Genomic DNA, 22242 nt, shown 5'->3' with positions numbered 1-22242 from the left:
CTCGACCAGGCACCCGGAACCGCGATGTCACCAGACGACGGAGTCGCATCATGGCCGGTACCCGCCCCATTCCCCGACCGCTCTGGAAAGCCGCCGCCCTGTCGGGCATGGCCTCCTATCTCGACGCCGGGCTGATCGTGAGCATCTCCGTCAACCTGGCCGTCTACCGCGACAGTTACGACATGGGCGTGTGGATGGCCGGGGCGATCAGCGCGATCGTCACCGGCTGCATCGCCGTCGGGTCCCTCGTCGGCGGACGGCTCGCCGACCTCTTCGGCCGCCGCCGCGTCTACAACTGGGACATCTTCTGCTTCGCACTCGGCGCCCTTGTCATCACGCTCGCGCCGGACGACATCACCCTGCTCGTCGGTGTCCTCGTCGCCGGGCTCGCGGCCGGCGCCGACCTGCCGACGTCCCTGGCCGTGGTCTCGGACGCGGCGCCCTCCTGGGCCCGGGGCCGGCTCGTGGCGTTCACGCAGGTCATGTGGATGCTGGGCATCACCGTCGCCATCTTCCTCGGCTTCGTCCTGTCCACCACGGGCATGACCGGGGCCCGGCTCATCACGGGACAACTGGCCGTCGCCGCCATCGTCACCTGGGCCCTGCGGTCCCGGCTGAAACTGCCCGACGAGCCACCGGAGACCGAGACCGGCGCCGCGCCGGAAGCCATCTCCCTGAAGGGCGTGTGGACGCGAGCCGCCCTGCTGCCGATGACCGCGACGTTCGTCTTCTACGTGACCTGGGGCCTCGGGGCCAACACCTTCGGGCAGTTCGGCACCTACCTGCTCGTCACCGTCAGCGACGCCTCACAGAGCCTCGCCACCGGCATCAACCTGGCCTTCATCCCCATCGGGGTGCTGCTGACCTTCGCCTTCGTACGCGTCGCCGACAGCCCCTGGCGCGACCGGCTGTTCCACGTGGCCGCGGTGGTCCAGATCCTCGCCTTCGTCATCGCGTCCCTGACCGCGGGCGCCCTCGTCGGCATGCTCGTCTTCTTCGTGCTCTACCAGCTCTCCAACCCCTTCGCCGGAGAGGCCAACTACAAGGTGTGGTCGCAGCTCACGCTGCCCGCCGACACCCGCGCCACCACCCAGGGCCTCACCTACGCCCTCTCCCGGGGCGTCTTCGCGGTCGCCGCCTTCTTCACCCCCGCCCTCGCCGACCACAGCCCCTCCGTCCTGCTCTGGACGATCACCGCATGCATGACGGCGGCGGCGCTGGCCGGCGTGTTCATCATCCGCGTCCTGGTCCCGCGCTCCGCGAGAGACGTGCCGGACGGAGCGGACCTCCGCGTCCCCAGCACCTCGCCCGCCGGCCTTCCCGACAAGGAGCACTGACCATGGCAACGACCGCGGACCGCACGGCCGTACGGACCGCCGCCCTGCACGACCTGCTCCCGCCGTTCACCCGGCGCCGCACCCGGATCGGGCTGGTCGCCGGCGGACTCGGCACCTACTGGCCGCAGTTCCCCGGACTCCTCCCGCAGCTGAAGGAGTCGGCCGCCTACGTCGCCGAGCGGTTCCGGGCCATGGACGCCGAGGTGACCGACGCCGGGTTCGTCTCCGACGCCCAGGAAGGCGCCCGCGCCGCCGAGCAGTTGAGGCGCGCGGACTGCGACCTGATCGTGCTGTTCCTGACGACGTACCTCACCTCCTCGATGGTGCTGCCGATCGCACAGCGCTCGCACACACCGGTCCTGGTCATCGACCTCCAGCCGTCCGAGAAGATGGACCACGCCGCCTTCGACACCGGGGCCTGGCTGGCCTACTGCGGGCAGTGCCCCGTCCCGGAGGTCGGCAACGTCTTCCGGCGCGCCGGCATCCCCTTCCGGTCGGTGTCGGGCTGGCTGCGCCAGGAGTCCGCCTGGCGGCGCATCGAGCAGTGGATCCGGGCCGCGCACATCCGTGCCGCGCTCCGGCACGCCCGGCACGGCCTCATGGGGCACGTGTATCCCGGCATGCTCGACGTGCAGACCGATCCGACGCTGCTGGCCACGACGTTCGGCTCGCACGTGGAGATCCTGGAGTTCGACGACCTGAGGCACCGCGTGGAACGGGTCACCGACGCCGAGACCCGGGAGCGGATGGCCCTCGCCCGGCAGGTCTTCGCACTCGACGAAAGCGTGGTGGAGGAGGACTTCGCCTGGGGCGCTACCGTCTCCGTCGCCCTGGACCGGCTGGTGGCCGACTTCGAACTCGACAGCCTCGCCTACTACCACCGCGGCCTCGACGGTGAGCTGCACGAGCGGCTCGGCGCCGGCATGATCCTCGGCGCCTCCCTGCTCACCGCCCGGGGCGTACCCGCGGCCGGCGAGTACGAACTGCGCACGTCCGTCGCCCAGCTCGCCTCCCAGAGCGTCGGCGCCGGGGGCTCCTTCACCGAGATCCAGGCCCTCAACTTCGAGGACGGCGTGGTGGAGATGGGCCACGACGGACCCGCCCACCTCGCCGTCGGAGCCCGCGACCCGCTGCTGCGCGGCCTCGGTGTCTACCACGGCAAACGGGGCTGGGGCGTGAGCGTCGAGTTCGACGTCCGGCACGGGCCCGTCACCCTGCTCGGCCTCGGCCAGGACGCCGACGGCAGCCTGTCCTTCGTCACCTCCGAGGGCACCGTCGTACCGGGACCGCTGCTGGAGATCGGCAACACCACCAGCCGGGTCGACTTCGGCCGCGACCCCGGCGAATGGGTCGACGCCTGGAGCGCCACGGGCGTCGGACACCACTGGTCCCTCGCGGTCGGGCACCACGCGGCCCTTTTCCGGGCGGCGGCGAGCCTGCTGGGCATCGACCACCGGGAGGTATGACGGGCTCTCTCCGCAGGGGATGGGTGTCGCCGCCGCCCCGAGATGGGTGCGGGCACCGATGGTGAGGCCACCGGTGCCCGTGTGAGGCTGGCAGCACCGCCCGGGCCGCCGTACCGGCCGTCACGGACGCGGTCCCGCCCTGCGCCGAGAGCCGCGCCACGCCACCCCTCAGGCCCTGGAGGAGGAGCCCCTATCCGTCCCCGCCCGGTGAAACGATCCGTCTGCGCGCCCTCGAAGGTGGTGATCCGTGGGTCACGCTGACAGCCTTCTCGCCCTGGGGGGAGCCTTCCTGGCCGCCGCCCTCCTCGCCCGCCTCGGCGGCAGGATCGGACTCCCCACCATCCCGCTGTTCATGCTCGCGGGCATCCTGCTCGGCCCCCACACCCCGGGCCTCGTCATCGTCGAGGACGCCCACGACTTCGAGATGCTCTCCGCGCTCGGCCTGGTGCTGCTGCTGTTCTACCTGGGCCTGGAATTCCACCTCGACGACCTGAAGAGCGGCGGGCGCCGCCTGCTGACGGCGGGCGGGATCTACCTGGTGCTCAACGTCGGCGCGGGGCTGGGATTCGGCTTCGCCCTGGGCTGGGGCGTCCGGGAGGCGCTGGTCCTCGCCGGTGTCCTCGGGATCTCCTCGTCCGCCATCGTCACCAAGGTCCTCATCGACCTCGGCCGCATCGGCCGCCCGGAGACCCGCCTCATCCTGGGCGTCATCGTGGTCGAGGACATCTTCCTCGCGCTGTACCTGGCCGCCCTCCAGCCGGTCATCAGCGGCGCCCAGGGCGTCGGCGACATGGTCCTGCAAGGTGCCAAGGCCTTCGGTTTCCTGCTGCTGCTGGCCGCGGCGGCCCGCTACGGCACGAAACCGGTCGGGCGGCTCATCGCGACCCGTGACAACGAACTGCTCGTCATCAGCTTCCTCGGCGTGGCAGTCCTGGTGGCGGGGGTCTCCGAGGTCCTCGGCGTCGCCGACGCCATCGGCGCCTTCATGGTCGGCCTGATCCTCGCCGGAACCCCCTCAGGCCCGCGCATCAGGGACCTCGTCCATCCGCTGCGTGACGCCTTCGCGGCCATCTTCTTCTTCGCCTTCGGACTCTCCATCGACCCCGGCGACATCGTCTCCGTCGTCGGACCGGTCGCCGCGGCGGCAGCGCTCACCCTCGTCATGAACGTCCTCGCGGGTCTCCTCGTCGCCCGTGTGTACGGCTACGGCATCGAGCCCGCCGCCGAGATCGCGACCACCCTCGTCGCCCGGGGCGAGTTCGCGCTGATCCTGGCGGCCATGGCCGCCGGCGCCGGACTCGACACCCGCCTCGCCCCGTTCATCGCCGGGTACGTCCTCGTCCTCGCGGTTCTCGGCCCCATCGCCGCCGGACGCGCACACCTGCTCGCCCGGGCGCTCCGGGCGGGGCAGGGCTTCCGTCCCCGCCGCCCGTCCCCGGCACCCGGCATCGAGCCCGAGCACGCCACCCCACCCGCCGCTCCCCGGCACGCCGAGGCCGAGCGCTAGGGGGTGTCCGCAAAGTCCCGGCGTCCGCCCGGAGGGCAGGCGGGACTTTGCGGACACCCCCTACGTCGTGCGAGCCGCGCCCGGCATACGCGGTGCTGTCAGCCAGTCCAGCAGCGCCCGCGAGATGGCACCGTCAGCGCGGACGTCGTAGCCCTCATAGCAGGGCATGGAGTTGGCCTCCAGGAAGTACCAGTCGCCGGTGGTCTCTTCGATCTTGAAGTCCACACCGAGGAAGGGCACCCGGGTGTAGTCGACCAGCCGCCGGCAGCCCTCCAGCACGGCTTGCGGGAGGGACAGGGCGGCGTAGCGATTGGCGCCGTGGACGGTGCGGTAGTCGACGTCCGGCGAGTGGATCGACTCGGCGAAGGCCCGGTCGGCAACGACGTGAACACGTACGTCGGGGCCGACGATCCGTTCCTGGAGCAGGGCCGGGGAGTGGCGCAGGCGGGGCAGACGTCGCTCGTGTTCGCTCCCGTAGAGCGTGGCCCAGGTCTTCGTCGCGCCGACGCCTTTGACGATCGTGCCCCGGGCGCAGGAACGGGCGAACGCGCGTGCGGTGTCCGGATCGTTGGTGAGGCATGACCGGGGGATCCGCCACCGGGCTACCGGCGCGAGGGCAACCGCGTGCAGCAGCTTGGCGGAGTTGGTCGCCTCCCGCCAAGGGGGGTTGAGCACCGGCACGTTGACGGCCTCCAGCACCCGGCACAGCGCCTGGTACTGGCCGTCCGCCCGGTGTGCCGCGCCGGGACTGGGGGCGCCGGCCGAGACGTTGAGCGGCCGGCACCACACGGCACAGACTTCGTCGAGGACCACTTCCGTCTCGCCGTCGCCTGTGCGGATGACGGTGGCGCGCACATCGTCCAGTGGGACGGTGAGCTCGCCGTACAGGGCAAGGGTGGGCAGGTCGACCACCGTGAAGGGGAGGGCCGCTGCGGCCAGGGCGCGCAGCCCGTGCAGGAATGTGGGATCGGCGGCCAGGCCGATGCACAGGATCACAGCGGCCCGCCCAGCAGCCGGTCCAGGAGCGCCTGGAACACCTGGGGGCGTATGGCCTCGAACTGGTGGTGCGTCGGCAGACCGGAGACGTCGAGGAGTCGACACTCCTCGCCCGCCGGCTCAATGACCAGCAAGCAGAAGTCCGCGCCGAGTGAGCGTAGCCGGTGCAACAGGGGAGCGAGCGCGCTGCGGGTCGCGCCGGCCAGAGCGCCGCCGGCCCCGGAAGGATCGAACACCTGGTTGCCGGCGAGCAGGACGTACCGGACGTGGTCCGGATCGAACCGGGTGAAGCGCAGGATTTCGTCCGAGACGATCGCCTCCGTGCCCCGGCCGAGGAACGCTCCGTCCCGCTCGCGGTGGACGTTGACGAGCTCGGCGGTCGTCGCAGCGGACAGGGGCCGGCCGAGTGAGGACGGCGGGAGCGTCACCCCGGGCACACGGGTCAGGAGGAGAGGATCGAGGGGTGGCAGGAACCCCTGGCGCGTCGCACCGTTGATCACTGGCCCGTCCCAGAGGGCGAGCGCGGACCACCAGGCGGCCAGCGCCTCGGCGTGCGCGAACGCAGAGTCACCGCCCTCGCTCACCGGCGCCCCGATCCCGCGGTGCAGCACGCCGCGCACCCGTTCACCGCCCACCCGAAGATCGACGTCGTGTGAAGCATCCCGCCCGGACGTCACCGTGATGCACACCTCGTCGAACCCTTGGGGCATCACGGCCCTGTGCCCTCGCTCCGCTACGAACTCGCAGAACATGCGCGCGGTCTCGTCATCGGACGGGGCGAGCACCAGCAATGTCACCGTGCTCCTCCTGCCTGCCCGGGAAGCCGCGCCCGGCTGATTTGAGCGCATGCAACGCCAGAGCGAGCTGCCATGCCTGCCGCGCCAGATCGGTCGTCACATCGGGACGCGCGGCAGCAGGCAGGAAGAGGCCGGCAGCCGCACAGCCGCGGGCATCCCATCCTCGTGTCCCGTCAGTCACGACCGACCGGCGACGTGACCGGCCCCCATTCGCTCACCGGCGCCGAACTCAGGCTCATACCGAGCCTGCCTATCGCACCGGCAGTGCTCCGCTCGCCGAATTCACTTCCCTCGCTGAATTCGCTGCGTTCAGAATTCTCGCTGTTCTCGCTCGTTTCACTGGTTTCGCTACCCTCACTGCCCTCCTTCATCCGGGTGAGCGACGGCAGAACCCCTCCCACCGCTCCTCCCGATTGCAGAGTGGCGAACCTCCGGGCGGCAGCCTGCACCACGACGGGAAAGGAAGTGAAGTCGCTGAGGAAGGCTTTATCAGTCATGAATCCCCCTGAACAGCAAAGCACGACGCATTCCACGGTACTCCGGACCGCGCAGTCTTCGTAGGGGGCGCGTGAGGCGCCCACGCGACCAGCTGAACGCCCCCGAACGCTACCCGTCCGTAATTCCGACGAGCACGGATCACGCACATTCAGAACCCATATCTGATCGCTCCGCCGCGATGCGCCGGCATTCCCCCACGCCGCCGGACACGGCGAACGCCTGCGGAGCCTGCGGACGACGGTGGAGTCCTCCGCGACGATCACCCGCGCCTGCCCTCTTTCGCCCTCGTACCGCCGGCGCCGGATCCACTTGTCGGACGTAGGGCGGGAGATGCCCTGTCGCACTCGGGGGTCGATCAGACCGACGCGGATGGCGTAACGGCGGTCGAACACCCGCCGGTCGCACCGGCGTTCATGAGGGTCGGGTGCCGGGAAGAATGGGCATGGGGCCCGATGGCGCACGCCGTTGGAGGAGGGAGAAGCTGAAGCCCTGGTGAGACAGCCGCGGCCGACCGTACCGGCGCGTCGGCGGCCCGTCTCCCTCCGCACCGCCGCAGGGCCCGGCACCCCAGGACTTGTCATGACCTCGGCCGTGCCTGCCTCGAAGCGCTCGGGTTCCGGGAAGGAGAAGCCGTGCCCCAGTCCGAAGACCACCGCCTCGTCGATCTCGAAGCACGACTCGAGCAGGAGGATCCCCGGTTCACCCGGGCCATGAGGTCCGGCCGCCCCGCCCAGCCCCGGGAGTACCGGCGGACCGGTGCCTGGTGGGGGCTGGCCCTCGGCGTCGCCGTGCTGGCCTGCGGCATCGTCCTGGCCCAGGGGCTGCTCATCGCGGGCGGGCTGGTCCTCGTCGGCATGGCGGCGCAGCTGGCCGATCCGGACCCGTCCCGCATGGCACACCGGGGCTTCGGACGGCGCTGACGGGGGAGGGCCTCCGGGCTCCCTTCGGCTCCCCCCGGGGAGACCGTGGTGTTCCGCCGTCGGAGTGCCGTCGTAACCCGTGTGAACGCCCTGGATGGTGGGGCTGCCCGGCATGACTGACGGTGGTGCACGTCGAGACCGGGTCTCGTGAGCTGGCGAGGCGTCAGCTGCCCGGGTCGCGACGGAAGGACTCACCGATGCGCTCTGCCCGCATGCTGCTCGCGACGGCCACTGCCACGGCCGCCCTCGCGATCACCGCGCCCGCCGCCTACGCCCAGGCGATGGGTGACTGGGACCACGACAACAACTCCTACAGCAAGGAGCACCACAAGGACGGCAAGCACGACAAGCCGCACGGCGGGATGCACACGGGTGGCGGAGCCCTGTCCGCGGTGACCGCCGATGACGAGTGGGACGGCGACAAGGGCGACCACGAGGGCAAGGAAGAGGAGCACGGCAAGGAGAAGGAGCACGACAAGGGCTCCTGGAAGGACAAGCACCACAAGCCGCACGGCGGTATGCACACCGGTGGCGGCGCCCTGTCCGCGGTGAACTCGGACGACGACTGGGACAACCCCAAGCACGACCCGGACACCTACAAGGAGGACGACGACTGGGGCGGCAAGCACGACGGGCACGACAAGGGCTCCTGGGAGGGCAAGCACGACAAGCCGCGCGGCGGTATGCACACCGGTGGCGGCGGGCTGGCCTCCGCGCCGGGCGTGACCGCGGGCGGGATGGCCGTGCTGGCGGTGGCCGGCACCGGCCTGTACGCGCTGCGACGCCAGCGGGCCTCGCGCGGCACCGTGTGACCGGCGCCTGACCCCACAGCAGCCGTGGCCGCCGCACGTGCACCTCGCGTCGCGGCGGCCCGGCTCGTCGTCCCGCGTGCCGTGCCCGAATGAGGTGGTCCTTGATGGCAGCCAGTCCCCCCGCTCTTCCCGACCCCGAGTCCGGCCCCGGCCCCGAACCGTCGAAGCGGCGGCTGCGCACCGTCGTGTCGGTGCTGTGGGCCGTGGCCGCCCTCGTCCTGACCGTGAGCATGGTCGGCGGCCGCGGTGGATCGTCCGACGCCGCCGGCCCGCCGCACGCTCCACCGGCCGTGACCGCGAACCCGGCCGTCCCCGACCTGCCCGACACGCCGCCCACGTCCGCCGCGCCGCACCGGTCCGCCGGATCCGGGGCGGGCCCGCATCTGCCGCGGTCCCGGCCGGTCCGCCTGCTCATCCCCAAGATCTCGGTCGACGCGCCCTTCACCGACCTCGCCATCGGCCGCTCGGGCCAGCTGGAGCCCCCACCGGCGCACGACACCAACCTCGTCGGCTGGTACGCCAAGGGCCACACCCCCGGAGAGGCGGGTACCGCGATCATCGCCGGGCACGTGGACACCGCGACCTCCCCGGCCGTCTTCGCCGGGCTCAGCGAGCTGAGGAAGGGCGACCGGTTCCAGGTGGCGCGGGCCGACGGCGGCAAGGCGACCTTCGTCGTCTACGCCACGGAGTCCTTCGAGAAGGACGCCTTCCCCAGCGACCGCGTCTACGGCGACACCCCGGACGCCCAGGTCCGGCTGATCACCTGCGCGGGTGCCTACGACCGCCAGGCCCGGGACTACACCGAGAACCTGGTCGTCTTCGCCCGCCTCGTCTGACTTCCGGGGCCCCGGCCTGACTTGGTGTTTTAGAGTTGCATCCAGTTCAGGCGACTGTGGGACCTGTGAGGGATTCGCGAACCATGACGACCGAAACGTTTGAGTTCCAGGTAGAGGCGCGTCAGCTGCTCCAGCTGATGATCCACTCGGTCTACTCGAACAAGGATGTCTTCCTGCGGGAGCTCGTCTCCAACGCTTCCGACGCGCTCGACAAGCTGCGTCTGGAGAAGCTCCGGGACGACTCGCTCGACGCCGATGTGTCGGACCTGCACATCGAGCTCGACATCGACAAGGAGGCCCGCACCCTCACGGTGCGGGACAACGGCATCGGCATGTCGTACGACGAGGTCGGGCAGCTCATCGGCACCATCGCCAACTCGGGTACGGCCGCGTTCCTGGAGGAGCTGCGGGAGGCCAAGGACGCGGCCGGGGCCGAGGGGCTCATCGGCCAGTTCGGCGTCGGCTTCTACTCCGGCTTCATGGCGGCGGACGAGGTGACGCTCGTGACCCGGCGCGCCGGTGAGGGCCAGGGGACCCGCTGGACCTCGCGTGGCGAGGCGACGTACACGCTGGAGAGGGTCGACGACGCGCCGCAGGGCACCTCCGTCACGCTCCACCTCAAGCCCGCCGACCCCGAGAACCAGCTGCACGACTACACCTCCGAGTGGACGATCCGGGAGATCGTCAAGCGCTACTCGGACTTCATCACCTGGCCGATCCGGATGGTCCCGGAGGCGAAGGACGGCGAGGGCGCGCCCGAGCCCGAGACGCTCAACTCCATGAAGGCCCTGTGGGCGCGCTCGCGTGACGAGGTGTCCGACGACGAGTACCACGAGCTGTACAAGCACATCAGCCACGACTGGCGCGAGCCCCTGGAGACGATCCGGCTCCAGGCGGAGGGCACCTTCGAGTACCAGGCCCTGCTCTTCATCCCCTCGCACGCCCCGCACGACCTGTTCACGCGGGACTTCAAGCGCGGCGTCCAGCTGTACGTGAAGCGCGTCTTCATCATGGACGACTGCGAGGCACTGCTGCCGCCCTACCTCCGCTTCGTCAAGGGCGTCGTCGACGCACAGGACCTCTCGCTCAACGTCTCCCGCGAGATCCTCCAGCAGGACCGGCACATCCGGATGATGCAGCGCCGGCTGACCAAGAAGGTGCTGTCCACGGTCAAGGAGTTCCTCGCCAAGGACATGGACCGTTACCGCACGTTCTGGCGTGAGTTCGGCACCGCCCTGAAGGAGGGCCTGGTCACCGACTCGGAGAACCGTGACGCGATCCTCGCCGTGTCCTCGTTCGCGACCACGCACTCCGACGACGGGCCGACCACGCTCGCGCAGTACGTGGAGCGGATGAAGGACGGCCAGGACGACATCTGGTACATCACCGGGGAGTCCCGGCAGAGCATCGAGAACTCTCCGCACATGGAGGCGTTCCGGGACAAGGGCATCGAGGTGCTGCTGCTCACCGACGCCGTCGACGAGGTCTGGGTCGACGCCGTCGGCGCGTACGAGGGCAAGACGCTGCGGTCCGTCACCAAGGGCGAGATCGACCTCGACGGCGAGGGCGGGGAGAAGGCCGGCGAGGAGCGCGAGAAGCAGGCCGAGGAGTACGCCGGGCTGCTCGGCTGGATGCGCGAGCAGCTCGACGAGGACATCAAGGAGGTCCGCCTCTCCACGCGGCTCACGGTCTCCCCGGCCTGCGTCGTCTCGGACGCGCACGACCTGACCCCGGCCCTGGAGAACATGTACCGGGCGATGGGCCAGGAGGTGCCGCGCACCAAGCGGATCCTGGAGCTCAACCCCGGCCACCCGCTGGTGAAGGGCCTGCACGAGGCGTACGGGGCGAGCGAGGACCGTACGGAGCTCGCCGAGTCCGCCGAGCTGCTCCACACCCTGGCGGTGCTCGCGGAGGGCGGCCAGCCCAAGGACCCGGCGCGCTTCGTCAGGCTCGTGGCCGACCGCCTGGAGCGCACGCTGTAGTCACGGGGCGGATCAGGGGTGGTCCGGGGCGCCCGCCGTCCGGGCACCGGGCGGGGTCGGGCCGGTGCCCGGCGGCACGATCTCGCCCTGGACCACCCGCGGCGCGGGAGCCGTCCCGGCCTCCTCGTCCTTCGCCGCGCGGGCCTCGGCCTTGAGGATGCGGGCCGCCTTGCCGGCCGAGCGGGTCAGCTCGGGGAGCTTCTTCATCCCGATGACCGCTATGACGACGATGAGAATGATCGCGAACTCGCTCAGTCCGAACATGGTGTCCTGTCCTCTCTCGCCCGGGCCGGGCACGGCGAGAGCGTATCGGGCGCCGAGCACGGTGTGATCGCCGTATCGGGATGCGGCAGCAGGTGCCGGCGCAGGTGCGGCAGCATCCCGCGGTCGAGCAGCTCCTGCCGCCAGACCAGCCGGGCGTGCTCCACCTGCTCGGCGGCCGGGGGCACGCCGCCCCTCCGCAGGGCCGTGTGCAGCAGGGCGGCCAGGGTTCCGAGGCCGGTCACGGCCGCCACGAGCGCCAGGGTCCAGCCCGCCGCGACGAGCGATCCGGGCAGCGGGCCGAGGGCGTCGGCGAGGTGCAGCAGACCGCCGGTCAGGAGCAGCGCCGTGGCGGACGTGCCCGCCACGAGCGGGGTGAGCACCGCGAGGGCCGGCAGCAGACTGCCGCCGTCCAGCGGGCCCCGCGCCTCGTGCCGGGCGGCCCTGCGCACGGCGAGGTAGGAGCGGTACGGCCCTTCGGCCGCCGCCGCGATGTCGTCGGCGTGGGCGAGCGCGTGGGCGCGCAGGTGCGCTGCCGCCCGGCCGGCCCGGTCGGTGCCGAGGGCGCCACGGATGTCCGCGGTGCCCAGCGCGTGGTGCAGTACGGCTTCGAAGTCCGCGCGGTCGTCCGGGCGGAGGCGGGACGGGTCGGCCACATGGTCTCCCGGTCGGTTGCTGATGCGTGTACCGGGCCCGGCCGCACGCGGCGGGCCCGGCGGTGCGGTGGTCCGTGTCAGACGTTGACGCCGAAGTCGGCGGCGATACCGGCGAGACCCGAGGCGTAGCCCTGGCCGACCGCACGGAACTTCCACTCGGCGCCGTGCCGGTAGAGCTCGCCGAAGACCATCGCGGTCTCGGTCGAGGCATCCTCGGACAGGTCGTAGCGGGCGATCTCCTGGCCGCCCGCCTGGTTGACGACCCGGATGAAGGCGTTGCGGACCTGTCCGAAGCTCTGGCCGCGGTTCTCGGCGTCGTGGATGGACACCGGGAAGACGATCTTGTCGATCCCGGCCGGGACGGCGGCGAGGTTCACCTTGACGGACTCGTCGTCGCCCTCGCCCTCACCGGTGAGGTTGTCGCCGGTGTGCTCGACCGAACCGTCGGGGCTCTTGAGGTTGTTGTAGAAGACGAAGTGCTGGTCCGAGGGGACCTTGCCGGAGGCGTCCAGGAGCAGGGCGGAGGCGTCGAGGTCGTAGTCGGTGCCGGTGGTGGTGCGGACGTCCCAGCCCAGGCCGACCAGGACGGCGGTCAGGCCGGGGGCCTCCTTGCTGAGCGAGACGTTGCCGCCCTTGGACAGGGAAACTCCCACGGGGTACTCCTTCTTGAGCGTTGACGTGTGCGGTGTGGATGTCACTGCGGATGCCACTCTGAATCTACAGCAATGTAGAAGCAGGCGGGATCGGGCCGGCGGATCTATACGATGTCCGCAAGGGCAACGCAGGGCGGTGAAAGGGAGGCGGGGCGGTGACGGGTCCCGGGCAGCGTCCCCGGCGGGGACAGGGCGAGCTGGAGGCGCTGGTGCTGTCGGCGCTGCGCGAGGCGGACGGCCCGGCCACGGCCGGCTGGGTGCAGGAACGCCTCGGCGGTGACCTGGCGTACACGACGGTGATCACGATCCTGACCCGGCTGCTGGGCAAGGGCGCGGTCACCCGGGAGCGGGTCGGCCGGTCCTTCGCCTGGACCCCGGCCTCGGACCAGGCAGGCCTGGCCGCCCGCAAGATGCGCAAGGTGCTGGACGCCGAGAGCGACCGCGGGGCCGTGCTGGCCAGCTTCGTCACCGGCCTCGGCCCGGACGAGGAACGGCTGCTGCGCGACCTGCTGGATCAGGCTCAGGGCGAAGGGGAAGACTGAAGCCTCATGGGGGTCTTCGTCTTTCTGCCACTGATCCTGCCGCTCACCGCCTGGCCGGTCGCCCGCCTCGCCGAACAGCATCTGCATCCGCGCACCGCGACGCGGCTGCTGACGGTGCTGGCCGTGGTGCTGGCGCTGTGCAGCACGCTCTGCCTCGCGCTGGTGATGGTGGTCGGCACCGCGCAACTGCCCGGCAACCCGCTGCCGGACGGCTGGTCCGACCCCGAGGTGCGGGCCGCCGTGCCGTACGACGAGGTCGTGGGCAAGGCCGCGATTCCCGCGCTGTGCGCGGTCGTTGTCGCCTGTGTCCGGACGGTGCGGCGGCACGGGCGGGTACGCCGTCGGGCGCATCGCGCCCTGGCCGGGCTGCGGGAGACGCAGGTGGCGGTGCTGCCCGACGCCGTGCCCTATGCGTACGCACTGCCGCCCGGCGGACGCCGGGGCGGTGGGGTGTCGCGCGCCGGTGCCGGGCGGGGCCGTGTCGTGGTGACCACGGCCCTGCTGGACCGGCTCCGGCCGGCCGAGCGCCGGGCTCTGTTCGCCCACGAACGGGCGCACCTCACCGCACGGCACGACCGCTACCTGCTCGCCGTGCAACTGGCGGCCCGCGCCAACCCGTTCCTGCGACCGCTGCGGACCGCCGTGGCGTACACGGCGGAGCGGTGGGCGGACGAGGAGGCGGCACGGGTGATCGGCAGCCGCCGTACGGTGGCGAGGGCGATCGGCACGGCCGCGCTCGTCTCGCGGGGCACCCCGCTGCCCACCCTCGCGGGACTCGCGGCTCCCGGCCCGGTGCCGCGCCGCGTGGCGGCGCTGCTCGGCCCGGCCCCCGCCGTGCGCCACTGGCCGCCGGCGTTCACGGCGGTCGGAGCGGCGGCGTGGGGCGCGGCCGCCGGGACGGCCGTCTCGGCGATGTCGTCCGCGAACTCGGCGGTGACGATGTTCCTCATCCTGCAGGCGGCGACACCGCTCTGACCAGCACGTCGGAGCGGTGCGGCGCGCCCTGTGAGGGGCGCGGGGAACTGCGCGACGAGCCACAACGGCGCCGCACCCGGCAGACAACGGGACGTTCCACCCGGGGAGCCGCCGGGGCCGGCCTCAGCCCTCCTCTTCCTCCTCGTCGCCCTCGAAGAAGTCCCCGACCTCGTCGACGACCTCTCCCGCGACCATGCCGCCGACGACGCCGACGGCCAGTCCCGCCGCACCCGCGGCGACGGCCGTGCCCATGCCCGGTCCCGAGCGGTGGCCGTCCCGGTGCTGCCCCTCGTGCCCGTGCCCGGCCGGGACGAACGGGGTGGGGGAGCCGTAGGAGGTTCGGTGCTCGACCAGTTGCCGCATCCAGCCGCTGACGACCGAGGGCCAGTCCTGCTGTTCCACCCCGCCGTGGGAGACGGTGAACCGGATGAGCGCGTCCTGACCCGGCGACAGGAAGCCGCCCCGCTTGTCGGCCTCCAGTACCACCTCCATGCCGCCCGGGTTCGCCAGGAACGTCAGCTCGATCTCGTTGACCTGCTGCGCGTACTGCGGTGAGGGGAGGAGTTCGATCTCCTGGTAGAACGGCAGCCGCTGGCCCGTGCCGCCGATGCGCCCGTACTCGAGGTCGGCCGACCGGAATCCGAACCCGAGTCCGCCGAGGGCTTCGAGCACGGCCTCTTGTACGGGCAGCGGCGAGACGTTCAACTCGTCCAGGTCGCCCTTGTCCTTCGCGCCCGCCACCGACAGCTCGGTGCGCACCCCGAGGACCACGCCCAGGCTCTGCCCGTGCAACTGGGTGACCGGTGTCTCCCAGGGCACGGCCACGCTGAACGGCACGCTGCGCTGCTCGCCCTCCGCGAGCCGGAAGCCGCCGCCGACGGTGAACCGGTCGAAGGCCACGACGCCCTCGCTCTCACCGCCCTCGTGCTCGGCCTCGACCCGGGCCACCAGCTCCAGGGTGATGTGCTCGATCTCGAAGTCGGCCTTGCCGCCCACGAGATGGACCTGCCCGCTGAGCGTGCCGCCGGGCCGGACGGGAGCGGGATCGAGAACCGTGTCGACCGTGGGGCCGCCGACGCCGAGCGCGCCGAGCAGTCGTTTGAACACCATGGTGGCGTGTCCACTCCTTCATGTGCGTGTGACTTCTACAAACATGTAGAAGCATAGGGGATCACCCTCGACGCGACAGTGCCGCAGCCCGCCTCCAAGGCGGACTGCGGCACCAGAACTCGCTGACCCGGCGTCAGCAGTCGCGTCGCTCAGCCCACGACCCGGCCCAGCTCGATCCTGTCGATGTTCGGCGCCCAGGCGGAGGCGTTGCCGAACGTCACCTTGTTCGCGCCCTTCGCCAGATCGACCGGGACGCCGACCGTCCAGTAGTCGTCCCAGCTCCAGGTGTTCTTGAACGTGACCTTCTGCGGTGCGGCGTCCCCGACCCTGATGTCCGCCGTACGGGACATGATGTCCGTGTTGTATGCGTGGCCGTTGTCCCGGCGGTCGTTGTGGGCGTAGTGGACGACCAGCACGTAGCGGCCGGACCTCGGCGCGGTCACCGTGAACTCGGCGGTGCTGGACGAGCTGTTGCCGAGCCGGCCGATGTACGAGCCGGCGGACGCGTGCGGGCTGTCCACGAGCTTCGCGCCACCCGCGAGCGTGGCCGAGGCCCCCTCGTAGGAGAGCGTGCCGGACGCCGAGCCGTCGCCGGAGACGTCGAGGGAGCGGACGGCGGCGTGGCCCGACGTCATCGCGACCCGGTTGTTGCCCGCGACGAGGTACAGCCGCAGCGGGCGGCCGGGCGCCGCCGTGACCTTCTCGCCGTGCAGGGCGAGCCGCACCGCCGCAGAGGTCCGCGGGGTCACCGTGTAGTAGCCGTCACGCGGGGCGTACACGTCGAAGACGGCCTTGTCGCCGGAGCGCAGCACCAGCGCACCCGTGCCCACGCCGGCCGAGGACGAGTAGTCGTACGACGGCTTGCCTCTGTTGTCCGCCAGGGTGGCCTCGTACGACGCGGAGGCCGCGCCGGTGGCGCGCGTCAGGTCGATCCGGTCGAGCGTGACCTCGGCGTCGCCCTTGGCCAGCACCAACTGGTGCGTCCCGGCCTTCAGCCGGACGCGGACGTCGTTCTTGGCACGATAGGTCCAGTTCTCGGTCGAGGGGTAGGTGACCGTCACCGGGTCGGCGCCGTCGACGCTCAGCTTCTGCGTGGCGGGGCCGCCGGACTGGTTGCCGTACAGGATCGCGAGGTCGTACGTGCCGTCCTCCGGCACGTTCACCGTGAACGCGACCTTGCTGCCCGGCTGGTTGAGGGAGCCGACGTCCTTGGTGCCGGAGGCCGCGTAGCCGTTGGCGTTGCCCACCGTGCCCTGGGTGTAGACCTTGCCGTCGGTGACGGCGGCGTCCTCGGCCTCGTACGACGCCGACCACGGGACGGAGGCGAGGGCCGGGGTGCCCGAGCCGCCGGGGGTGAGGACGATCCGGTACGCCGACATCTTGTGCAGGCCGCGCAGCGGGACCGTCGCCGAGCCGTCGTCCGCGACCTTCACCTTGGTGCGCGCCAGGACCCGAGGAGCCGCGTGCTGCCCCTCGTAACCGGACCAGGAGGCCTCGGCGACCGTCGCGGTGACCGTACGGCCGAACACCGAGCGGGGGACGTTCTTCACGACCACGTCCGAGTCGCCGTCCGCACCTCCGAGCAGCACCTGGGCCTGGCGGCGGGAGGTGTCCAGGGACGCGAGCCCCTGGAGGGTGTCGATGGTGTTCGGCTGCGGCGGCGTCACCTTCACGGTGTTCCCGGTCAGGCCCGCGTACCAGCGGAACAGCCACCAGCCGCCGTTGGGAATGTTGGAGCGCACCACGTGTCCGCTGAGATTGCCGGCGGCGTCCCAGTACGCCATGTTGGCGAACACCTTGTTGCGCTCGAACATCGACACCCACTGCACGAGCTGTCCCGGCACGGACAGGTCGCGGCGGTTGGCGTACTCGTCGATGTTGATCTTCAGGGGGGCGATGCCCGTCTCGCGCTCCAGCCTGCGGTAGTCGTCGTAATGCGCCTGGAAGTCGCGCAGGGAGCCGGAGCCGAGCTCGTGCCAGGTCATCACCTGGGGAACGACGTTCTCCCGCTTGGTGAACGCGAGGAAGTCCTTCAACAGACGCGTGTGATAAGCGGCTTCGTTGGGTCCGGCGATGCGCGCGTCGGGGTCGATCGCCCGGATCCGCTGGTACACCGTCTTCCAGTCCTTGAAGAACCGGTCGCGGTTCTTCTCGTACTGCGCCTGGTCCTGGACGTCGAGCTTGTACCAGATCTGGTCGGGCTCGTTGAACGGGATGTAGACGAAGCGGTCGCTGTTCGGGTCGGCCGAGATCTCCTTGACGATCTTGTCGACCCTGGGGAGGTAGTCGTCGATGCCGAGGTCCTCGTAAGGCCACTTGGCGTAGATGTCCTGCATCATCACGTTGATCTCGCCGCCGCCGGTGCGGAAGAACGACTTCGAGACCGTGAGGGCGTCGCCGTTGGGGTGCTGGGCGCCGCCCTCCGGCTTCTGCGAGATGCTGGTGATCTTCAAGGGCTCCATCACGGCGTCGCTGGGCACCCCGTCGTCGCTGAGCCCGTAGAGGGAGCCGTTGGCGCCGAGCATCACCGGGCCCTCGGAGGCGCCGAGGTCGACGGTGAGGCGCTGCGGATCGGCTGCGGCTGCCGCGGGGCCGGCCGTGGGAAGGGTGGCTGCCATGGCGGCTGCTCCAAGTAGTGCTGCGAACAGGGCGGTTCTGGTACGGGATCTCGTGCGGGTGGGGGTGATCACGCTGCTGGACCTCCAGTCACTTGACGGCTCCACTGGTGATTCCGGACACGATCTTTCGCTGGCCGACGAGGAACACGGCGACCATGGGCAGGCTCATCACCACGACGTACGCGAAGACGAGGTGCCAGTTGTTGAGGTAGAGCTGGGCACTGGCGACCTGGTAGAGGTTGAGCGGCAGGGTCGCCCGGTCTCCGCCGCCGAGGACGAAGAACGCGTAGAAGACGTCGCTCCAGGCGTAGAGCATCACCATGATCGTCGCCGTGGCGATGACCGGCCGGAGCAGCGGCAGGACGATCCGCCAGAAGATCCGCGACGGCGTCGCCCCGTCCATCCGGGCCGCCTCCTCCAGTTCCAGGGGGATGGCGCGGATGAAGCCGGTCATGAAGAAGATCGACGTCGACAGGTACATGCCGGTGTAGACGGCGATCATGCCGGGCCGGGTGCCGGCCAGGCCCAGCTGGCGCAGCTCCATCACGATGGTGATGACCGCGGGCGGCAGCAGCAGACCGCTGATGCACAGCGCGTACGCCGCCGACACCAGCCTCGACTTCCGCCGCGCGAAGACCCAGGCGGCACCCGCGCCCAGGATCAGCACCAGGATCACGGAAGGCAGCACGACCAGCAGGGAGTTGAGGAATCCGCGCAGCATCTCGCCCTCGGCGAGGGCGTCCGCGTAGTTGGCGGCGGGCTGCCAGTGCCGGGGCAGGTCCAGGTTCGGCTTGATCGCCTCCGCCTGCGGCTTGGCCGAGGTGACGGCGACCAGCCACAGCGGCACGCCCACGGCCAGCCCCGCCAGCAGCAGGACCAGGGCGGGACGGCCGTAGCGCCACACCGGGGTCATAGCATCTGCTCCCTTCGCCGGAGCCCCACGACCAGCGGGATCGCCACGGCCACCACGACGAGGAAGAGCACCAGACTCATCGCGGAGGCCTGCGCGTACAGGCCTTGCCCGAAGATCCGGAACATGTAGATGTTGAAGACCTCGGTGGAGGCCGCGGGCCCGCCGCCGGTCGTGGCCTGCACGATGTCGAAGGTGTTCATCGAACCGATCAGTGCCGTGGTGACGTTGAAGGTGACGGCCGGCGCGAGCATCGGCCAGCGCACCGACCAGAACGTCCGCCACGGCCCGGCCCCGTCGATCCGGGCGGCTTCGAGCATGTCGCCCGGGATGCCCTTCAGTCCCGCCAGATAGATCAGCATGGCCAGGCCCATCCACTTCCAGCCGTGGATCAGGGTGACGATCACCAGTGTCCAGGTCGTCGAGCCCAGCCACGGGATGTCGGTGCCCAGCACCGAGTTGACCGCTCCGTCCTGGTCGAGGAGCGCCTGGAAGACGTACCCGGTCGCGAGGGCCGAGATCAGCACCGGCAGGAAGAAGACGGCCCGGAAGAACCGGTTGAAGCGGCTGTCGTCCTCCAGCAGCAGCGCCAGCACGAGCCCGAAACCGTTCTGGAACACCGCCGCCAGCAGCGCGTACACCAGCGTCGTGCGGATCGCGCGCAGCAGCGAACCGTCCTCGGCGATGGTCCGGAAGGTGTCCAGGCCCGTGAAGGCGATGTCCGCGTGGTACGACGACCAATCGGTGAACGGGTAGTAGAAGTTGAGCAGGTTGGGCACCAGGAAGAACCCCGCGAAGACGGCGATCGCGGGAAGCGCGAACCACCAGGGGTGGTGCACCGCGGCACGCGGGAGCCGCCCGACGCTCCTCGGCGGGCCGGCTGCCGATGGCTGCTTGCGTGTCCGTACGACCGTGTCCGCCATCGTCAGAACCCGGGTGCGCCCTGGGCCTTGGCCACCTGCGCGAACTGGTCCTGGATCGCCTGCGCGACCTGCTGCGGGCTCTTCTTGCCGAAGATCATGTCGGCCAGGTAGAGGTGCGTGTCGGGGGCGACGATGGCCTTGGCCTGGAACACGCCGATGGCCTTCGGCAGGGCCGCGACCTGGGCCTTGGACGTCTCGGGCAGCCCGCCGGGGGTGGGCACGGACGGCTGCACGGACGGGATCTTCATCGCCTTGATGTAGTCCGGGTAGTCCGGTCCCAGCCAGAAGGCGAGGAACTGCCGGGCCGCGTCCTGCCGCTTCTCGTCACCCGTCTTGAAGGCTACGACCCCGTTGGTCTGGTCGGGGGAGTACAGGCCGGTCGCCGAGGAGTTGGCGACCGGGAACCAGCCGATCCTCTTGTCGATCTCGGCGGTGGCGTACTTGGCCTGCAACTGGCTCTGGAAGGATGTGACGTTGAGGACCATGCCGGCCTCGCCCTTCCACAGGGCGTCGGCCTGCCCGGTGAACGTGCCCGTGCGGTAGTTCTTCTGGGCGAGCCCGGCGTCGAGCAGCTTGTCCTTGTACTTCTTGATCGCGCCGACCACGACCGTGTCGGTCCACTTCTTCCTGCCGGCGTTCAGGTCCGCCCACCATTGCCGGTCCAGATCGGTGAGCTGGACCTGCATCTGCCATTGGAGCGGCCACTTGTCGCCGCCGGCCTCGTAGAAGGCGGCCGCGTCGGTCTTGTCGGCGACCCGGTGGCCGAGGGCGAGCAGCTCGTCGTAGGACCGGGGGAAGTCCTTCTCGGCGATGCCCGCCTGCCGGAAGACGTCCTTGTTGTAGTAGACGCCGAGCATGGCCGGGCTGGTCACGATCGCCGCGTAGCGCTTGCCGTCGATGACGCCGAGGGACTTCTCCGTGTCGCCGAGCTGGGAGACCCAGGGCTCGCCGTCGAGCGTGATGAGGTTCTGCCGCGGCTGGACGAACGGCAGGGTGGAGACGGAAGGCTGCCAGAACATCAGGTCGGGGCGGTCGCCGGAGGCCAGTTTCGTCGGCACGTTCTGCTCGTAGAGGTCCGGGATCGCCTGGGTGTCGACCTCGGCTCCGGTGGCCTTCTCGAAGGCGTCGATGGCCTGCCTGGGCGCGTTGACCGTGTTCTGCGCGGTCCACATGGTCAGCTTCACGCCGTCAAGCCGTGCGGTCGGGTTCACCGCCGTCTGCCCGCCGTCGTCGGCACCGGCATCCCCGGCGGTCGGATCACTGCACGCGGTGGCGGCCAGTCCCGCGGCACATATCAGTGCCAGGGCGGAGAGAAGTCTTCTGTGCATCTCGTGCCTTTCCGAGCAGACGGTTCGGTTCAGGAAGCGGGACTCACAACTGCGGCGCTCACAGGGGACGTTCAGGAGCCCGAGGGCGGAGGGCCCGAGCTCTCCCGCACGACAAGTTCCGGTACGGACACGGGATGCGGGGCGACCGGCGCGGACTCCTCCAACGCCCCGTGCAGCAGGGCGAACGCGGCCCGGCCGAGGCCCGTGAAGTCCAGGCGCACGGTCGTCAGGGACGGGGTGAGGAAGGCGGAGTGCGGGGCGTCGTCGAACCCGGCCACGCTGACCTCGCCCGGCACGGCGCGGCCCGTCTCGTGCAGGGCGCGGAGCACGCCGAGCGCGAGGTCGTCGTTGCCGCACAGGATCGCGGTGACGGACGGGTCCCTGGCCAGCTTCAGCGCCGCCGCGTGACCGCCCGCGGGTCCCCAACTGCTCTGCACCGGGCGGGGTTCCGGGGCGCCCGCTTCTTTCAGCGCCTGCCGCCAGCCGCTGGTGCGGGCGCTGGTGCGGCGGGTGCTGGAGGGGATGGCGACGTAGTGCACGGTCTCGTGGCCGAGGGAGAGCAGATGCCGGGTCGCCTGGTAGGCGGCCTCGCGGTCGTCGGTCCACACCCAGGGGCTGTCGCCGCCGGGCGGGCTCGCCGGAGTCTCGACCACGCCCACCACGGGCAGCCCTTCGGGCACCGCTCCCAGCGCCCGCACACCGGCCGGATCGTAGGCGATCACGACGATCCCGCCGCCGGCGTCCGTCGCGCGCTGCACTTCGGCGGCGACGGCCGCGTCCTCGGCGGATTCCAGCACGCCGATCCCGACCGCGTAGGACGCGGCCCGGGCCGACTCCTCGATGCCCTGCAGGATCGAGGCGTAGCCGTAGTGGGTGGTGTTCGCGGTGAGCACGGTCACGGTGCGGGTGCGCCCGCTGGCCAGGGCGAGGGCGGTGGCGTTGCGACGGAAGCCCAGCTCCTCGATGGCGGCCAGCACCCGCTCGCGGGTGGCCGGCCGGACGCTGGGATGGCCGTTGATGACCCGCGAGACCGTCTGGTACGAAACCCCGGCGGCCGTGGCGACGTCCCTGATGCTCGCCGGGCGCCTTGTGTGACCGGTCACATTCATGCGAGG

General features: G+C 70.9%; 21 protein-coding genes. 9 read left to right on the top strand and 12 right to left on the bottom strand.

All coding sequences use genetic code 11. The features are described 5' to 3' along the window. Positions 1-50: 50 nt before the first annotated feature. From OO68_RS05955 to OO68_RS05945, 3 genes are all read left to right on the top strand, one after another. On the top strand, positions 51-1337 hold the full coding sequence (locus OO68_RS05955; RefSeq protein ID WP_033307073.1) for an MFS transporter: 1287 nt from the start codon (positions 51-53) through the stop codon (positions 1335-1337). A gap of 2 nt (positions 1338-1339) precedes the next feature. Further along, positions 1340-2803 carry an L-fucose/L-arabinose isomerase family protein gene (locus tag OO68_RS05950; RefSeq protein ID WP_033307072.1) on the top strand — a complete coding sequence of 488 codons (1464 nt, stop codon included), beginning with the start codon at positions 1340-1342 and terminating at the stop codon, positions 2801-2803. Positions 2804-3050: 247 nt separating this feature from the next. Beyond that, complete coding sequence (locus tag OO68_RS05945; protein WP_033307071.1) at positions 3051-4310, top strand: cation:proton antiporter; 1260 nt, start codon at positions 3051-3053, stop codon at positions 4308-4310. 60 nt (positions 4311-4370) lie between these two features. Here OO68_RS05945 and OO68_RS05940 read toward each other — a convergent pair whose 3' ends face one another. The 3 genes from OO68_RS05940 to OO68_RS46185 all read right to left on the bottom strand — a co-directional run bounded on the left by OO68_RS05940 (position 4371) and on the right by OO68_RS46185 (position 6600). Then, complete coding sequence (locus OO68_RS05940; RefSeq protein ID WP_033307070.1) at positions 4371-5306, bottom strand: ATP-grasp domain-containing protein; 936 nt, start codon at positions 5304-5306, stop codon at positions 4371-4373. After that, entirely contained in the window at positions 5303-6103 is an 801-nt protein-coding gene (locus OO68_RS05935) for a hypothetical protein (protein WP_033307069.1), read from the bottom strand. Before OO68_RS05935 ends, OO68_RS05940 begins: the two co-directional genes overlap by 4 nt. Positions 6104-6276: 173 nt before the next feature. After that, entirely contained in the window at positions 6277-6600 is a 324-nt protein-coding gene (locus OO68_RS46185) for a hypothetical protein (protein WP_157852686.1), read from the bottom strand. Between the two features lie 633 nt (positions 6601-7233). Between OO68_RS46185 and OO68_RS05930 the strand changes: the two genes are divergently transcribed. From OO68_RS05930 to htpG, 4 genes are all read left to right on the top strand, one after another. Then, positions 7234-7521, top strand: coding sequence for a DUF3040 domain-containing protein (locus OO68_RS05930; RefSeq protein ID WP_033307068.1), 288 nt, complete (start codon positions 7234-7236; stop codon positions 7519-7521). 197 nt (positions 7522-7718) lie between these two features. Continuing rightward, entirely contained in the window at positions 7719-8333 is a 615-nt protein-coding gene (locus OO68_RS05925; protein WP_033307067.1) for a hypothetical protein, read from the top strand. 104 nt (positions 8334-8437) lie between these two features. Then, a complete protein-coding gene (locus tag OO68_RS05920; protein WP_078625208.1) occupies positions 8438-9169 on the top strand; it encodes a class F sortase in 732 nt (243 codons plus the stop codon). Positions 9170-9252: 83 nt separating this feature from the next. Beyond that, entirely contained in the window at positions 9253-11151 is a 1899-nt protein-coding gene (gene htpG, locus OO68_RS05915; protein WP_033307066.1) for a molecular chaperone HtpG, read from the top strand. 12 nt (positions 11152-11163) lie between these two features. Here the strand turns inward: htpG and OO68_RS05910 are convergent, their stop codons facing one another. The 3 genes from OO68_RS05910 to OO68_RS05900 form a co-directional block, all read right to left on the bottom strand. Continuing rightward, complete coding sequence (locus tag OO68_RS05910) at positions 11164-11415, bottom strand: twin-arginine translocase TatA/TatE family subunit (protein WP_033307065.1); 252 nt, start codon at positions 11413-11415, stop codon at positions 11164-11166. Continuing rightward, on the bottom strand, positions 11403-12068 hold the full coding sequence (locus OO68_RS05905) for a hypothetical protein (protein WP_033307064.1): 666 nt from the start codon (positions 12066-12068) through the stop codon (positions 11403-11405). Before OO68_RS05905 ends, OO68_RS05910 begins: the two co-directional genes overlap by 13 nt. 77 nt (positions 12069-12145) lie before the next feature. Beyond that, positions 12146-12721 (bottom strand): TerD family protein, encoded by a 576-nt coding sequence (locus OO68_RS05900; RefSeq protein WP_033307063.1) that lies wholly within the window; start codon positions 12719-12721, stop codon positions 12146-12148. 155 nt (positions 12722-12876) lie between these two features. Between OO68_RS05900 and OO68_RS05895 the strand changes: the two genes are divergently transcribed. Beyond that, complete coding sequence (locus OO68_RS05895; RefSeq protein ID WP_033307062.1) at positions 12877-13263, top strand: BlaI/MecI/CopY family transcriptional regulator; 387 nt, start codon at positions 12877-12879, stop codon at positions 13261-13263. 6 nt (positions 13264-13269) lie between these two features. Beyond that, the gene (locus OO68_RS05890) at positions 13270-14238 is read left to right on the top strand and encodes a M56 family metallopeptidase (RefSeq protein WP_033307061.1); all 969 of its coding nucleotides are present in this window, start codon (positions 13270-13272) and stop codon (positions 14236-14238) included. 123 nt (positions 14239-14361) lie between these two features. Here OO68_RS05890 and OO68_RS05885 read toward each other — a convergent pair whose 3' ends face one another. From OO68_RS05885 to OO68_RS05860, 6 genes are all read right to left on the bottom strand, one after another. Beyond that, the gene (locus OO68_RS05885; protein ID WP_033307060.1) at positions 14362-15348 is read right to left on the bottom strand and encodes a sporulation protein; all 987 of its coding nucleotides are present in this window, start codon (positions 15346-15348) and stop codon (positions 14362-14364) included. Between the two features lie 149 nt (positions 15349-15497). Next, positions 15498-17966, bottom strand: coding sequence for a CBM35 domain-containing protein (locus OO68_RS05880; RefSeq protein WP_033307059.1), 2469 nt, complete (start codon positions 17964-17966; stop codon positions 15498-15500). Between the two features lie 88 nt (positions 17967-18054). Continuing rightward, positions 18055-18879: a carbohydrate ABC transporter permease gene (locus tag OO68_RS05875; protein ID WP_033307058.1), complete on the bottom strand. Its 825-nt coding sequence runs from the start codon at positions 18877-18879 to the stop codon at positions 18055-18057. Beyond that, on the bottom strand, positions 18876-19799 hold the full coding sequence (locus OO68_RS05870) for a carbohydrate ABC transporter permease (RefSeq protein ID WP_033307057.1): 924 nt from the start codon (positions 19797-19799) through the stop codon (positions 18876-18878). Before OO68_RS05870 ends, OO68_RS05875 begins: the two co-directional genes overlap by 4 nt. A 2-nt stretch (positions 19800-19801) precedes the next feature. Further along, positions 19802-21127, bottom strand: coding sequence for an ABC transporter substrate-binding protein (locus OO68_RS05865; protein WP_033307056.1), 1326 nt, complete (start codon positions 21125-21127; stop codon positions 19802-19804). Positions 21128-21198: 71 nt separating this feature from the next. Continuing rightward, positions 21199-22236, bottom strand: a complete 1038-nt coding sequence (locus OO68_RS05860; RefSeq protein WP_051814490.1) for a LacI family DNA-binding transcriptional regulator — start codon at positions 22234-22236, stop codon at positions 21199-21201. Positions 22237-22242: the final 6 nt, after the last annotated feature.

It is taken from the genome of Streptomyces iakyrus (assembly GCF_000717055.1).
In the GTDB taxonomy this organism is placed as follows: Bacteria; Actinomycetota; Actinomycetes; order Streptomycetales; family Streptomycetaceae; genus Streptomyces; species Streptomyces iakyrus.
The sequence above is the reverse complement of the archived record's forward strand: the minus strand, read 5'-3'. Positions and strand labels throughout refer to the sequence as shown.